Annotated in this window: 9 protein-coding genes; 6 read left to right on the plus strand and 3 right to left on the minus strand. The window is 36.5% G+C overall.

The annotated features are described in order from the left end of the window. The first annotated feature begins 4 nt into the window (after window positions 1-4). Window positions 5-1,315 (plus strand): ribosome biogenesis GTPase Der, encoded by a 1,311-nt coding sequence (der, locus tag RT037_RS03980; RefSeq protein ID WP_313028325.1) that lies wholly within the window; start codon window positions 5-7, stop codon window positions 1,313-1,315. An 84-nt stretch (window positions 1,316-1,399) separates the two neighbouring features. Then, a complete protein-coding gene (gene upp, locus RT037_RS03985) occupies window positions 1,400-2,050 on the plus strand; it encodes a uracil phosphoribosyltransferase (RefSeq protein ID WP_312323704.1) in 651 nt (216 codons plus the stop codon). A 27-nt stretch (window positions 2,051-2,077) separates the two neighbouring features. Here the strand turns inward: upp and RT037_RS03990 are convergent, their stop codons facing one another. Together RT037_RS03990 and RT037_RS03995 are read right to left on the minus strand one after the other, a co-directional pair. Beyond that, window positions 2,078-2,722 (minus strand): ComF family protein, encoded by a 645-nt coding sequence (locus tag RT037_RS03990; RefSeq protein ID WP_313028326.1) that lies wholly within the window; start codon window positions 2,720-2,722, stop codon window positions 2,078-2,080. A gap of 102 nt (window positions 2,723-2,824) precedes the next feature. Further along, window positions 2,825-4,306, minus strand: coding sequence for a helix-turn-helix domain-containing protein (locus RT037_RS03995; protein WP_313028328.1), 1,482 nt, complete (start codon window positions 4,304-4,306; stop codon window positions 2,825-2,827). Between the two features lie 124 nt (window positions 4,307-4,430). On the opposite strand from RT037_RS03995, the gene aceB reads away from it, so the two are divergent. Both aceB and aceA read left to right on the plus strand, forming a co-directional pair. Beyond that, window positions 4,431-6,005 (plus strand): malate synthase A, encoded by a 1,575-nt coding sequence (gene aceB / locus RT037_RS04000; protein WP_313028329.1) that lies wholly within the window; start codon window positions 4,431-4,433, stop codon window positions 6,003-6,005. Between the two features lie 158 nt (window positions 6,006-6,163). Then, a complete protein-coding gene (gene aceA / locus RT037_RS04005) occupies window positions 6,164-7,441 on the plus strand; it encodes an isocitrate lyase (protein WP_313028330.1) in 1,278 nt (425 codons plus the stop codon). 128 nt (window positions 7,442-7,569) lie between these two features. On the opposite strand, the gene glgP is transcribed toward aceA, so the two are convergent. Further along, window positions 7,570-9,228 (minus strand): alpha-glucan family phosphorylase, encoded by a 1,659-nt coding sequence (gene glgP, locus RT037_RS04010; RefSeq protein WP_313028331.1) that lies wholly within the window; start codon window positions 9,226-9,228, stop codon window positions 7,570-7,572. Window positions 9,229-9,419: 191 nt separating this feature from the next. Between glgP and RT037_RS04015 the strand changes: the two genes are divergently transcribed. Continuing rightward, window positions 9,420-10,196, plus strand: a complete 777-nt coding sequence (locus RT037_RS04015; RefSeq protein ID WP_312322362.1) for a hypothetical protein — start codon at window positions 9,420-9,422, stop codon at window positions 10,194-10,196. A 316-nt stretch (window positions 10,197-10,512) separates the two neighbouring features. Then, window positions 10,513-15,948 carry an InlB B-repeat-containing protein gene (locus tag RT037_RS04020; protein ID WP_313028332.1) on the plus strand — a complete coding sequence of 1,812 codons (5,436 nt, stop codon included), beginning with the start codon at window positions 10,513-10,515 and terminating at the stop codon, window positions 15,946-15,948. Window positions 15,949-16,115 lie beyond the last annotated feature (167 nt).

Genomic DNA, 16,115 nt, shown 5'->3' on the forward strand with positions numbered 1-16,115 from the left:
TTTTATGTCAAATATTGTTGCCATTGTTGGCCGCCCTAATGTTGGGAAATCTACCTTATTCAACCGTTTATTAGAAAGAAGAGAAGCTATTGTTGACTCGACTGCTGGTGTTACCAGAGACCGTCATTACGGAAAATCTGACTGGAACGGTGTAGAATTTACGGTGATCGATACAGGAGGTTATGATGTTAATAATGATGATATCTTTCAAGAAGAGATTTCAAAACAAGTACAATTAGCGATTGACGAAGCGACTTCTGTCATATTTATGCTAAATGTTGAGGAAGGTCTTACAGAGACTGATCAAGAGATTTACGAAATGCTTCGTAGAGCGAACAAGCCAATATACATCGTTATTAACAAGGTTGATTCTTCAAAAGAAGAATTGGCTGCAACTGAATTTTATCAATTAGGAATCGATAAATACTATACTTTATCTTCTGCAACTGGTTCTGGTACGGGAGAATTGCTAGATGATGTTGTAAAGGATTTTCCTACGACAGAGTACAATGATCCTTTCGAAGGACTTCCAAAAATTACGATTGTAGGTCGTCCGAATGTTGGTAAATCGACATTGACAAACGCTTTACTTGACAACGAAAGAAATATTGTAACCAATATTGCTGGTACCACGAGAGATTCTGTGCAGAGTTTATATAAAAAATTCGGTCACGAGTTTGTGTTGGTTGACACAGCTGGTATGCGTAAGAAGAATAAAGTTTCTGAAGATTTAGAGTTTTATTCGGTGATGCGTTCTGTTCGTGCTATCGAAAATTCGGATGTTGTCATCATCATGGTGGACGCAACTTTAGGTTGGGAAGCACAAGATATGAGCATCTTCGGGATTGCACAAAGAAACCGTAAAGGTATCGTGATCGTTATCAACAAATGGGATTTGGTTGAGGATAAAAAAACGAATACAATGCGTGATTTCGAAGCAGCAATTCGTCACAAGATCGGTCAGTTTAGCGATGTTCCAATTTTGTTTACGTCAGCTTTAACCAAGCAACGTATTTTAAAAGCTGTTGATACAGCAATGGAAGTTTATGAAAATCGTAAACAAAAAATCAAAACGTCTAAGCTTAACGAAGTAATGTTGCCGATTTTTGAAAATACGCCACCGCCAGCTATTAAAGGAAAATATGTGAAAATCAAATATTGTGTTCAATTGCCGACGCCGTCGCCACAGTTTGTGTTTTTCTGTAATCTTCCGCAGTATGTTAAAGAGCCTTACAAAAGGTTTACTGAAAACCAATTGCGTAAGGAATTTGGATTTTCGGGTGTTCCGATTGAAGTTTATTTCAGACAAAAATAAAATATCAGCCTTTCGGTTTTTCGGAAGGCTTTTTATTTCTTAACTTTAAAGCTCATTTATATTTTTAAAAAGAATTCCTCTTTTATGATAACAGAATTGTCCCAAGAATTTTCTTTAGTCAACTCATGGATTAATGACTTGCGAAATGTTGATGTACAACAAGATCGCATGAAGTTCCGTCGAAATCTTGAACGGATTGGTGAGATTGCAGCCTTCGAAATTAGTAAAGGTATGGCGCAAGTCGATGTCGAAATTACCACGCCTTTGGATAAAGTTGCAGCTAAAGAAATTGCAGTACAACCCGTTATTACCACTATTCTAAGAGCGGGAGTTCCGTTATTTCAAGGAGTTCTTAACTATTTTGATAAAGCAGATTGTGGATTTGTAGCCGCTTACAGAAAACATGATGCTAACGATTATTTTTCCATTAAACAAGATTATTTAACTTGTCCTAATCTAGATGGTCGTCCGTTGATTGTGGCGGATCCGATGTTAGCAACGGGTGCATCGTTGATTGAAGCGATTAAAGATTTATTAACCAACGGAACGCCAACAGAAATGCATATTGTTGCAGCAATCGCAAGCCAACAAGGTGTTGATGCTATTCAAGCAGCTTTTCCAAATGCTAAAATTTGGGTTGGTGTTATCGATGCATCTTTGACTTCGAAAGGTTATATCACGCCAGGATTGGGAGACGCAGGTGATTTATCTTACGGCGAAAAATTACAACGTTAATTTTAGAATCGTAAATCGTAAATTTTTTTAATCCATTGCAACTACCAAAATACTAACTTTTGTATTCGGGTGTTTTAGGATTTCCCATGCAATGCTTGCAAGAGTATTTCCAGTTGTGTAAACGTCGTCTATTAAAAGAATATGTTTATTTTCGGGATTTCCAATAACTGAGAAAAGACTTTCGGTTTCAGTACGATGTTGTTTGTCTTTTTGAGCTTGTGCTTTGTTGTGGAAATTTCTTTCTAGAAGTTGATGATTTATCGGAATCTTATAAAGTTTTGATAACTCATTTCCTAATAAAGTCAATTGATTGTAACCGCGCTTTTTCAACTTTTTTGGATGAAGCGGAACGCTGATAATTTCGTCAATATTTGTAATTTCAATTTTGTCAAAAATCCAATGTGCAAAATGTTTTCCAATAAATTCTTGATCGCCATATTTTAGTCGATGAAGAAGATTTTGTGCTAAATTTTCTTCTTTAAAAATAAATAAAGCATAAGCCTTTTCGATGGGGAAAAGGAGTTTTGCTTTTTGAGCTAAAGGATTTTCGGAATCAAATTTAAAATGGCTAAAACTCAGTTTTTCTTCACAAATATCACAAAGAATTGTATTTGCTGAGATTATTTCTTCGCAAGCCAAACATCGATTTGGGAAAAGTAAATCCAAAAACATGGCAAAATTCTTTACTTAAATATAAGAATTTTTAGTAGAGATTTTTTTTAATTTAAAATTTTGTGTTTTAATAATGAAGTAAGCTGAGAATTTTCTAAAAAATTATTTTCCTAAAATTAGATTTCTAATTTTATCAATCGACTTTTTCATATCGTTGTTGAAAAGTTCTTTATCAAGACGTGTAGCGGGCGCTTGTCTCACGTCGCAGTTGCTAATGCTGCAATGTTCGCAGGTAACACCGACTTCAACAGTCTGTAGATTGGCGCTTTTTGCGAAATTAATTTTTTTGAGAGAGTTGGTGTTTAATAAAATTCCGAGGCAATAGCTGCGGTTGCTACCATCAGAAAATGGATTTTTTTGCGACGTCGAAATCACCAAATAGCTCAATCCAAAATCTTTGTAATGTGAGATTTGTGCGTTGGTTAATTGCGCATCACTGCTTTCGAGTTGCTCCATATTTTTAAGCGCAACCCAACGACGACAATAATGCTCGTTCATCGCATTAGAGCGCGGCGCTTGTTGTTGATTGAGGTGCAATTCTTTAAGAATCTGAACTTTTGGACTGTTTTTCTTTTGCACAAAACATAAATAAAATAAATCTTTAATTCCAAATTCGGATGCCAAAATATTGGTTAATCGATAATATAAAGTCTCGGGCGAGTTGGTAAAATGTTGAATTAAATCCTCAAAATGGGTTGGATTCCATTCTTTATGATCGAAGAAATCTGCTGTTTTTCTAACCAATTCTTTTTTAGGAATAAGTAGTCCACCGGCAAAATAAGAGGCGTAATAATTATTCAATATTTCTTCGAAACTATTGATGTCCACCCAAGAATAAGTATTGGGACGCGCTTTTAAATCCAAAACCTGAAACCCAATTTCCTTTGCTAGAATAAAGGTTTTTTGATTTTCATCTAATCTTTGGTTGAGTAAAAGATTTTTCTTTTCAGGAATGTAAAGCGAGCGAAGATGTTGCAAAGTCCCGAATTTATCAAAATCTACAGAATGGATTTGATAACCGAAATTCTCTATTAAAATCTTTTCTAATTCGCCGGATTTTAATTCACGTGGATTGAGGTTGTATTGCTGATAAAAAGCTTCTGCTTTTTCTTCAATTTCAGGAAAATGATTGTTGTATAATTCCTGAAATGATCGAAGTACAGCAAAGAAAAAACGTTCTTTTCCTAGATTGTAATTTTGCGAAATTTCGATAAGCGTTGTAATGAAAGCGGTCACTTTTTTGGGTGCCTCACTTATCATCCCGATAAGGTTGTTACGATTGATTCCGAAAAGATCTAAGGGGATTTCTTTGAAAACATCCGATTGCAAAATTTCATTAATAGGTGCTAAACTTCGATCAAGTTTTGTCGATACCAAATCATCAAAACTGCATCCTAAAGTTTCGGCAATTTGGATGATTTTATCGTGTTTAGGATATTTTTTTCCGTTTTCGATTTCGTTAAGATAGGATTTTGACAAGCCAGTTTGGTTTGCTAGATCTTGCAACGACCAATTTTTTTTTTGTCGTTGTTGTCTTAATTTGAGTCCAAAAATTACACGGATGTAGTCGCTATCGGCATTCATGTAACAAATATAAAATAATTGCGATTGTCGGCATAATATTTTTTTAAAAAAATTAGCGAACGTTCGCTAATTGTGAAAGTTTTTTTATTAGATTTGTCAAATCAATCACAAATAAAAAGTACGAATGACAAGTTTAGAAAGTTTAACTATAGAAATGCAAGATTCTTACCGACAATTGTTTACTGAAGAATTAAAAGCTTTCCTTTTGGCTTTGCATCACAAGTTTAATCCAGAACGTTTGCGTCTTCTAAAACAGAGAGAAGCGATTCAAAAAGAATTTGATAATGGAAAATTACCAAGCTTTTTGGAAGCAACCAAAGACGTTCGCGAATCTGCGTGGGTGTGCGCACCACTTCCGCGCGACTTGCATGACAGACGCGTAGAGATTACTGGACCAGTTGATCGAAAAATGGTCATTAATGCACTTAATTCGGGTGCGAAAATTTTTATGGCGGATTTTGAAGATAGCAATTCGCCCACGTGGGACAATTGTATGCAAGGTCAAATTAATCTTTCGGATGCAATTAACAGAACAATCGATTTCGAAACCAACGGCAAACACTATCAATTAAAAGAAAAAACGGCAGTTTTGTTGGTTAGACCTCGAGGATTGCATTTGGATGAAAAACATATTTTGGTGGATGGCGAGCCGATGCCAGCTTCGTTGGTGGATTTTGGTATTTACTTCTTTAGAAATGCTAAAAAACTTTTAACAACGGGAAGTGGACCATTTTTTTATCTTCCGAAACTTGAACATTACGAAGAAGCACGTTGGTGGAATGATGTATTTTTGTTTGCTCAAGATTATCTTAAAATCCTTTCTGGAAGCATCAAAGCGACGGTTCTTATCGAAACGATTACGGCATCTTTTCAGCTTGATGAGATTTTATTTGAACTAAAAGAACACAGCGCTGGACTTAACTGTGGACGTTGGGATTATATTTTTTCGTACATCAAAAAGTTTAGAAATCTTCCACATTTTTTAGTGCCCGATCGCGATCAAGTGACGATGACTTCGCCTTTTATGGACGCTTATACCAGAAGAGTTGTTGAGATTTGTCACAAGCGTCGTGTGCCTGCAATTGGCGGAATGGCAGCGCAAATCCCAGTGAAAGATAATCCACAAGCCAACAAAGAAGCGTTTGAGAAAGTACGTACAGACAAAGAGCGTGAAGTGCGAAATGGTCACGACGGAACTTGGGTTGCTCATCCTGCTTTGGTGCCAGTTGCGATGGAGGTTTTTGACCAATATATGCCGACTGCTAATCAGATTCATAAGTTGTTTGATTACGGAATTTCTGAAAGTCAATTGTTGGAAGTTCCTGTTGGGACGATTACAGAGAAAGGACTTCGCAAAAATATTAATGTCGGAATTCTGTACATCGAATCTTGGTTGATGGGCGTTGGCGCCGCGGCGATTTACAATTTGATGGAAGATGCGGCAACTGCGGAGATTTCGCGATCGCAAGTTTGGCAATGGTTAAAACATTCGGTGAAGTTGGAGAGTGGAGAAATTGTAACTAAAGATTTTATTTTAAAACTTCAAAAAGAAGAATTAGATAATATCAAAACTTATGTTGGCGAAACTCGATTTGAAAATGGAAAATTTAATTTGGCGGTGGAATTATTTAATGACATGATTTTCTCCAATGGCTTCGACGAATTTTTAACCTTAAAAGCCTATCCATATTTAGCTTAAATTTTTAATTAAACTTTTTCTTAGCAAGGAAAAACAAACAATTTCTAAAGACAATTTTTTAAAAGTCACTTAATGTAAAAATGAGTGACAAAGGAGATTTTATTCAAAATTTAAAACAAAGCACTAAACATTTTAATCACATTAAATCACAAAATATTATGAAAACAAAACAAGAACAAATCCAGATTTTAGAACAAGAATGGTTAAACAATCCACGTTGGAAAGGTATCACAAGACCTTATTCTGCGGAGGAAGTTTTAAAACTGAGAGGGAAGTACAAACTCGATTATACGATCGCTACGCAAATGTCGGAGTTACTTTGGGAAAAATTGAATACTCAGGATTTTGTTGCTGGATTGGGCGCTTTAACAGGAAACCAAGCCGTGCAGGAAGTTGACGCTGGTCTAGAAGCGATTTATCTTTCTGGTTGGCAAGTGGCGGCGGATGCGAATCTTTCTGGCGAAATGTATCCTGATCAATCTTTGTATCCAGCGAATTCGGTTCCGGCGGTTGTAAAGAAAATTAATAATGCGTTGTTGCGTGCAGATCAAATTCAGTCGGTTAATGGTGGTGGCGACAAAGATTATTTGGTGCCGATTGTTGCGGATGCAGAAGCAGGTTTTGGAGGAAACCTTAACGCTTTCGAATTGATGAAACAAATGATAGAAGCAGGCGCTGCGGGCGTTCACTTCGAAGATCAATTGTCGTCAGCGAAAAAGTGCGGACATCTTGGTGGAAAAGTTTTGGTGCCGACGCAAGAAGCGATTAATAAGTTAATTGCAGCACGTTTAGCAGCAGATGTATTGGGTGTTCCGAGTTTGATTATTGCAAGAACAGACGCAGATGCTGCTGATCTTTTAACGTCGGATATTGATGATAGAGACAAGAAATTTGTTACAGGAGAAAGAACTTCGGAAGGTTTTTATGTTGTTAAAAATGGCGTAGAGCAAGGTATTGATCGTGGTTTGTCTTATGCGCCTTATGCTGATTTGATTTGGATGGAAACTTCGAATCCAGATTTGGAGCAAGCAAGACAATTTGCGGAGGGCATCCATGCAAAGTTTCCAAATAAAATGTTAGCTTACAATTGCTCGCCATCATTTAATTGGGCAGCACGATTAAGTGTTGAAGAAATGGAAAGTTTCCGTGAAGAGTTAGCGAAAATGGGATATAAATTCCAGTTTATCACCTTGGCAGGATTCCATGCGTTGAACACCGCGATGTTTGAGTTGGCGTTGGCTTACAAAGAGCGCGGTATGGCGGGTTATTCGGAGTTGCAAGAAAGAGAATTTGCTTTGCAGGCGAAAGGTTTCCGCGCGGTGAAACACCAAAGTTTTGTGGGAACTGGATATTTTGATGAAGTACAAAATGTTGTGACCAACGGAATGGCAGCGACAGTTGCGATGAAAGATTCTACAGAAGCAGCGCAGTTTTAGACTTAAAAAGTTTCTAGGACTGACGTATAGAAGCCTTTCAGTTTCAAACTCTAAAAGGCTTTTTAGTCTTGAAATAAAAAAAGCTAGCAGTTGTCAAATTCTGCTAGCTTTATATTTATGTTTAAAATTTAATTGTTGTAAAGCAATTTGTAATATTCGTCTGCCATACGATCGCTATTAAATTGGAATCGTACGTCGTCCATGGCGTTAGTTACAATTTTGCGCCATTTATTTTTGTCGTTGTAATAAGTCGGAATGATTTCATTTTCCAAAATATCATAAAGCTTATGCAGGTCGTATTGATCTTGCTCCAAAGTTGTCATGTTGTCGTAATCTGCTTTTGGAACGACAAAAGAGTTTTCGCCATGTCTTGCAAACTCAGGAATCCAACCATCGTCTGTAGAAAGGTTGACAGAACCGTTCATTGCGGCTGTCATGCCAGAAGTTCCCGAAGCTTCACGAGGAACGCGAGGATTATTTAACCAAAGATCAGAACCTTGTTTCAGAGATTTACTTAATGATAATTCGTAACCTGTAAGAACTGCCATGTTTTTGTAATTCTTGCTTTCTTCTACTAAATTATTAAAAGTCGAGATCGCAGAATAGTCCATCGGGTAAGGTTTTCCTGCCCAAATAATCTGAACCGGGAATTCTTTATTCTCTAATAAACGACGGAAACGCTCTTTGTCTTCTAGTAACAAATCGGCTCTTTTGTAACCTGCAAAACGTCTTGCCCAAACAATTGTAAAAACATTAGGATCAAATAATTTACCACATTGATCGGCAACATTGCGGAACATTCTTTTCTTTAAATAATGTTTTCTAAAATCGAAAGCTGCCGTATCACCATCATCTTTGGAAATGTATAATAATTTGTCCGCCCAATATTTGAATTCTTGAGCGTTGGTAATAGATTTTATTTCGCAGATGTTAGGGTATTTATTCCACATTGCGCGAGAAACCACACCGTGCAGTTGAGAAACACCATTAGCAACTCTCGCCATCTTTAGCGCACAAAGCGAGTGGTTGAATCTTTCGTCCTCACTACCTTCAATTTGTTTAACTTCTTCTTTGCTCAATCCACAGAAATACGACATATTGTGACAAAGTCCAAGGTCGTGTTTTTCGTTACCAGCTTCTTCTGGCGTATGCGTTGTGAAAACTAATTTTTCTTTAACTTTAGAAAGATCGCCGCCATATTTTCTTAAAAGATAAAATGCTGCAGGAAGTCCGTGCGCTTCGTTAAGATGATAAACATCGCGCTCGCAATTAATTTCGTCTAAAAGTTTTGCACCACCTTTTCCTAATAAAATATACTGTGCTAATTTTGTAGACTCGTTGGCGTCGTACAGTTTGTGACAAATGGTTTTAGAAATGTGATCATTTTCTGGTACGTCGGTACTCAAAAAGAACATTGGGCAAGTCTTAAAAGTTTCGGGATTAAGATACCAAACCTTTACCCAAACTGGCGCGTTGTGGATTTCGATTTGGAACTGGATGCCAGTATCTTCAAGATAAGAGTACATTTTTTTAGTCCAAACGGGATTAAGCGTTTGATCCGGATTACGAGCTTGATCATAATAACCAAACTTCCAAAGGATGCCAATACCGACTAAATCTTGTTTTAAATTATAGGCGCTTCGCATGTGCGAACCTGCTAAAAAGCCAAGTCCACCACTGTATATCTTAAGCGATTGATCGATCGCAAACTCCATCGAGAAGTAAGCTGTTCTTTTAGAATATTGAGGATTGATGCTGTATGGCATCTTAAAGTTTCTAAAATCCATTAAGTTATCATTTGTTTAGAGTGGACAAATTTAAGAATTTAGAATAAAAATAGTTTTAGAAAAAGCATTGTATTTCATTTAAATAGGATTAAATGTTATGCGAGTCTTGGTATTAAATTTTATTAATAATCAATTACATAGCAGAAATAATGCTTAGCTTTAAGATGTGATTAATTGTAAACTAGGTTGTTATGTTGTTCACCGAAGATCTTAGAAAATCTCTAGCTTTATGTATGTTGCGACATAAAAATGCTGCCGAAAAGTTGAGCTATTGGTGGCGCGAGATTGACCGCGAGCGGCTATCGGAGCGCGAAGCTTATCAAAAGAAAACCGAAGTGCTTCTCCTAAGTACTTTGTTGCAACATTATCCCGATATCGAAATCGAAAATCTAACTGGTGAAAGTCCTGATTTTATTGTAAGAATTAATGGTAAACGCATTGGTTTGGAGATTTCGGAAGTTATTAATCATTTTGAACTAAAGAAGCGAGAGGCGCTTATCAATCAGCTTTTCAGATATGTTGAAGATTGGTTGTCGACCTCGGATAAGGCTTCAGGAATTTACCACATCGGTCTGGACTCTCGACTTGTGACGACCAACCATCAAGAAAAAGTAGTAAAGGATATTTGTAAAGCTGTGATGCAACAAAAAACGACTAAATACGTGACATCGATTAGAAGAACGCCTTATGACAAGGGCGTTCTTTTGGTTTTAGACTATAACTTGTCTTTGTTCGATGAGTTGCACGCAAATAAAATCTTAAACATTATAGAAAAGAAAAATGTTAAATATCCTCTCTATAAAAGCAAGATTGATGAGTGTTGGTTAATCCTCGTATCGAATATGCATAATATGTCCTCGCGATATAGCTACATCCAGAGACCTGAAGTGTTGAAAGCTATTAAAAGTCCTTTCCAACGGATATTGCATTTGGAGAATCTTTTTAGTGAGATTTTGATGATAAAGTAGTGCTTCGGCTTTGCTAGCTGCAAGTATATTGCGGAGACCACAAATGTCGATCAATTATGCTAGTTATAAGCCGGGCCATAGTCTTAGGGTTTATTAATTTGTCGAAAATTTTTGAATGACATATTATTTTAGTACTAAAAACAGGAGCACCAAATATTAAAAAATAGAATATTATTTGTTTTGAAATAATTAAATAGAGTTATGTTAAGGCTTCGTTTTATTATGATTTCTTAAATTATTATTAAGTTTTTGATAAGTATAATAAATGATTGTTAAAATATTTTATATTTACCGCCCATTTTAATTACAAACGATTATGGAAAAAAATATATCTTTTTTAAGGCTTTTAGTTGTTGTGTTTTTTAGTGTGTTGTCAGGGAAAGTTTGGGGTCAGACAATCATTGATAATACAGCAACAGGAGTCAGTATTCCTACTGGTTGGACATCAAGTAATAATGTTACTACTCAATCGATACAACAGGGTGGCTATTATTTAGTTGAAAGAACAACCTCGAATCTTGATTATGTCACTTCTAATGTATACTCTTCAATAAATGGAGCAAATTCCGTAAGCATATTCTTTGATATTGCAACTTATGGATCGGCTAGTACAACTGCATTAAATGTAGATATGTCACTGGATGGAGGTGTTAGTTGGAATTCTACACAAACCTCAAATCCTACGGTTAGTAGTACGACTTACGTTAGATCTAGTGTGACCTTTTCAGGATCTATTATTTCTTCTAACGTGAAATTTAGATTTTATGATCCAGTTGCAGGTGTTCCGAGTGTTAGGATAAAAAATATAGTAATTTCAATTCCGCTGGTAGCTGGTAAAACAGTTACTTTCAATAGTAATTATGGAACAACACCTATAACAAAGACCCAAACCTCTTCTACAGCGGCTAACTTGACAGCCAATACTTTTACAAGAACAGGTTATTCTTTTGATAAATGGAATACTGTATCGACAGGTGGCGGTGTAGATTATGCTAATGGAGCTAGTTATGATTTTAGTGCAGATATGACTCTATTTGCGCAATGGTTGATTAATCAATATAATGTCACATATGACGCTAATGGAGGTACAGGTACTGCACCAACGACACAAAGCGCAAATTATAATACCAATGTCACAGTAAGTAATAATACTTTTACAAGAACTGCATATACTTTTACTGGTTGGAATACTGCTGCCAATGGATCTGGAGCTAGCTATGCCGAAGGATCTAATTATACAATCCCAGCTAGCAATACAACAATGTATGCGCAATGGGTATTAGCTTCTCCTCTGTTGAGTCACACAGGTAGTAATATTACCAATCACGGTACGATATGTCCAAGTGTAGCTGCTGCTAAACAGACTTATACTGTTAGTAATACGGGAGGTGTTGCGGCAACTGGAGTGACGATAACTTCTAGTAATCCAGAGTTTTCAATTAGTAATATTTCTAATACAACTATTGGAGCTAATGGAGGAAAGATTACATATGATGTAATTTTTACCCCGACTTCAGGAGGGTCAAAATCCGCCCAAATTACGGTTAATAGCACTGAAGCTGCAACGACTAGTAACTCCCTTATTGGTATAGGAATAACACCTGTATTGCCTGTTGTAACTACTAATGTAGCAAGTAATGTAGCTAATACTGCAGCAAGGCTTAATGCTAACTATAGTGTATCAGGACAATGTCCTAGTGTTATAGAAAAGGGTTTTGTATATTCTTTAAGTTCTAATAATAACGATCCTCTCATAGGAGGTGTCGGCGTAACAAAATCTTCTGTATCTGGTGTTGGTACTGGTAGCTATAGTATAGACTTGCCGTCGTTGAGTTCAAATAGCGAATATTCTTATAAAGCTTATGTGTATAATGGTACATCCTATATATATGGTTATGTACAGACTGTTACGACTTTAGCTAGAGCGAGTCAATTGGTGTTTAATCCGGGGCCTCCTGCGAATGGTACATCTGGTGTTAGTTTAACTACTTTCAAAGTTGAGGCAAGACGTCCTAACAATAGTGTTGATACGGAATATACAGGTGCTGTAACTTTGAGTAAAATAAATGTATCTGGTTCTGGGAATTTGACAGGAACATTAACAACAAATGCTATTGCAGGCGTCGCGACATTTAATAACATCCAAATAGATGCGGCGGGTACTTATAAAATAGTAGCCATATCTACGAATATTGGAGGTGTTACAAGTAATGATGTTGTAATAGCTGCTAATCCTGCAAATGGTTATTATAGAAGTAAGCAAAGTGGCTCATGGACTAATATATCTACATGGGAAGCGTCTGTAGATGGTGTTAGTTATGTAGCGGCAACGACTACGCCTACTAGTGTTGCAAAAACTATTAGCATAAGAAACGGACATAATGTGTCTATTGATAGCAATATTAATATAGATCAAGTTGTAATAGAAGATGGTGGTGTCTTAGCGTCATCAAATACATTTACACTTAATGACGGTGTTGGTGATGACATTATTATACAGTCTGGAGGGACTTTGGAACATACCGCTTCAAATGCTGCAGCATCATTTAGTGGCTCATCAACGATATCTGTAGAGACGGGTGGACGCATATTGATGACAGGAGGGAGTGTAAGTCAAATCACGAGTAGTGCATCCAATTATATTTTTAAAAATGCTTCTGTGTTAGAATGGCCGCAGAGTAGTGCTTTTGGTAATACTATTTATTTTCCAAATGTAGATGATGTGACTATTCCTATTTTGAGAATCTCAGGAGATGCTAGTGCAGGAGCGGGAATAAATTCGCCTTTAGTTGTCAATGGTGTCCTTGAGGTAACAGGAAGTACATCATTCACAAATAGCAATAAAAAAACCTTTAGAAATGGTATACGAGGTTCAGGTACTGTAACGCAAACAGGATCGCATGAAATAGTGATTGATGGAAAGACTGCTGAGTTAGGTGGAGGTAGTTTAACTTTAGCAACAGGAGGGCTTAGCATTAATACTGCAACTGTCTTGACGTTGATTTCTAACAAAGTTATTAATAGTGGGAGAGTTACGAATAATGGGACCATGAAGTTTGCCCAGTATGTGTTGTCGGGTACAGGTAGTTTTACACAAGCGGCTACAGGACATATTATGACCTCTAATTCGGGAGGAGTTGGCGGCTCTGTAGCTTTGTCAGGGACAAATAGTTTCTCGGCTAATGGGGCTGGTTATACTTTTGACGGTAATACAACTACACCTTTTGTGTTAGGAGGTTCTACAAATTTTAAAGTTTTAAATATAAATGCCAATGTAGATAATAATATTGCGGGAGCGTCAACCATAGTTACCGAAGCATTAAATGTTAATAATAATGGTTATTTTGCATTGAATTCAGCTGTTGGTAGTGATCTAAATCTAAGTAATGCAAATGGAGAATTAAATGTTGCTGAAGGGGGTGCTTTTGATAACGGTGGTGAAAATAAAATAACTTCGTCTGGAGGTTCGCCGAGGGTTATTATTAATGGAAACTTTGTTAATAGAGATAAAGATGGATTTACAGGAACAAATACAGTTTTGCCATCTATAGTGCCTACATTGGGGGATAACTCGACTATCATCTATGGATTGGAAGGTAATCAGGATGTTACTGCTTTTGCGTATAAGAATTTGACTTTTAGTAATGGTGGGACAAAAACTTTGGTTGCGCCAATTAATAATGTGAAATTTGTTTTAATTAAGGATAATACAATTGTCGATACAGGTACCAGAACTTTTGGAGGTACAGCAACTAGCCTTACCATGCAAGATACATCTTGGCTGAAAACTGGAGGCTCTGACACTAAACCAGATATTGGGGGTATCTACACATTGTCGCCAACTTCTACTATAGAATTTGTTGGTGCATCTGCTACTAATATTCGTCTTGCACCACTATATAGTAATGTTGTAATTTCTGGAAGTAATGTTGGAATAAGTACTGCGACGGGAGGATTAACATTACAATCAGGCAGTAACTTCCATGTAACCAATACAGGTGTGTTTAAAGTCATAAACACTAACGGATTTAGCGGTGGTACAAATACAGCAATTAAAAATACCAATACACCAAGTATTGTTTTGGATCCGTTGGCAACAATCGATTATGCAGGAGCGAGCCAGATTATTACAACTGCACAACCAAGTACGCCTAGCGATGCACATTATCAGAACCTAAGAATTTCTGGCTCTGGTGTTAAAACTGCATCTGGAACTACGAAAGTCAATAATATTGTAAGTGTTGTATCAGGTGAGCTAAAAGTGGCTGAAACTGTTGATAATGCTGCGCCAAATGCTTTGTATGCTAAAAAGGGTTTACAAAATAATGGTGGTGTCATTACTTTAGCAAATAACGCCGTGTTGATGCAGGATGTAGACGCTAGTAATATTGGAAGCATTGGTGTTGAGCGTCAAGCTCATATGAGAAAAATGGATTATACCTATTGGTCTAGTCCGGTTGCTGGTCAAAAGTTGTTAAATAATGCAGCCGTAAATGATGGCTTCTCAGTAGGAACACCCAACAACAGAATTTATTATTATGAGGAAGCAACTGATTATCTAAAAGCAATTCCTACCTCAGAAACGCATTTTGTTCCAGGTAAGGGTTATGCTATTAGAGGAAAAGATGGATTTGATCCTGATACGGAGACTGCTAATTTGTTTAAATTCGGAGGTGTGCCAAATAATGGAGATGCATTTACAGTAACAGTACAGAAGAAAACGGCGACGACTGGCGGATATAATTTAATTGGTAACCCTTATCCTTCCAATTTGGATTTTGTTAAATTCTTTAATGCAAACAGTGGTAAAATATCTGGTAAGGCTTGGTTTTGGACTAATGTGCCAGGAGCTCCTGTGCAGCAACAAGGTGCAGGGTATTATGATAATTTTTATGCAACGATAACATTGACGGGTGGTACTCCGCCAACGCAATATAGTGGTGCGGTTGTACAAAATACACCAACACAATATGTTAAGTTGGGGCAAGGTTTCATTGTGGAGGTTAACAATGTGGGACTTAACCAAACACTTAATTTTTCAAATGATATGAGAAGTGCAGAAGCGGGAGTATTTTTTAATGATAAGAATAATCAAAGCGATCGCTTTTGGTTAGAGATGGAAGCTCCTAATGCGTCTATTAATACAATATTATTGGGTTATGTGCAAGGTGCTACTAATGCCTACGATAGAAATTATGATGCAGAATTATTTGGAGAACCAACTAACGCTTTTTATAGCTTTGTAGATCAATCTAAAATGCAGATACAAGGTCGCCAATATCCATTGGATCTAGAAGATCGAGTGCGTGTAGGGGTTAGACAGGGACACGTGGGGCAGTATATTATTAGATTAGGTAATAGAGAAGGTGCTTTTGGTACACAATCAATTTACTTACGAGATAAACTGCTACATAAAGAAATTGACCTAACGAAAGAGCAATATATATATACATCGCAGGTTGGCGAATTTAATGATCGTTTTGAAATTGCTTATCAAGAATCAAAAATTTTGGATACAGATAATGTCAAAGCACTAGGTTTGAAAGTGTATAGAAATAATAATGATTTTGTTGGTGTGACAGACTCTATAATTGAAGACATTGAATTGTATGATATGGGAGGTAAATTATTATTGGCAAAAAAGCTTAATGATAAAACATTTAAAGTTTCTAGCGAAGTATTAGCGAATGGAGTTTATATAATTAAGACAAAAACTAAAACTCAAGTTTATATTAATAAAATCAGGAAATAATATAGAAGTAAAACTATATAAAGAGAGCCTCAATATGAGGTTCTTTTTTTGGAATTATAAATTCTTATTATGTATTATATAGAAATACATAATCAAATTAATCTTAAAATTTATTATTCAAAGCATGTTAATATATGCTGTGTTGCTTATAGATGGTATATTCTTAC

This window comes from Soonwooa sp. (genome assembly GCF_032062245.1).
GTDB lineage: Bacteria > Bacteroidota > Bacteroidia > Flavobacteriales > Weeksellaceae > Soonwooa.

Excerpts from the sequence above, each read along its gene's own strand:
- der (WP_313028325.1), top strand. The coding sequence starts at position 5 with ATGTCAAATATTGTTGCCATTGTTGGCCGCCCTAATGTTGGGAAATCT.
- upp (WP_312323704.1), top strand. The coding sequence starts at position 1,400 with ATGATAACAGAATTGTCCCAAGAATTTTCTTTAGTCAACTCATGGATT.
- RT037_RS03990 (WP_313028326.1), bottom strand. The coding sequence starts at position 2,722 with ATGTTTTTGGATTTACTTTTCCCAAATCGATGTTTGGCTTGCGAAGAA.
- RT037_RS03995 (WP_313028328.1), bottom strand. The coding sequence starts at position 4,306 with ATGAATGCCGATAGCGACTACATCCGTGTAATTTTTGGACTCAAATTA.
- aceB (WP_313028329.1), top strand. The coding sequence starts at position 4,431 with ATGACAAGTTTAGAAAGTTTAACTATAGAAATGCAAGATTCTTACCGA.
- aceA (WP_313028330.1), top strand. The coding sequence starts at position 6,164 with ATGAAAACAAAACAAGAACAAATCCAGATTTTAGAACAAGAATGGTTA.
- glgP (WP_313028331.1), bottom strand. The coding sequence starts at position 9,228 with ATGGATTTTAGAAACTTTAAGATGCCATACAGCATCAATCCTCAATAT.
- RT037_RS04015 (WP_312322362.1), top strand. The coding sequence starts at position 9,420 with ATGTTGTTCACCGAAGATCTTAGAAAATCTCTAGCTTTATGTATGTTG.
- RT037_RS04020 (WP_313028332.1), top strand. The coding sequence starts at position 10,513 with ATGGAAAAAAATATATCTTTTTTAAGGCTTTTAGTTGTTGTGTTTTTT.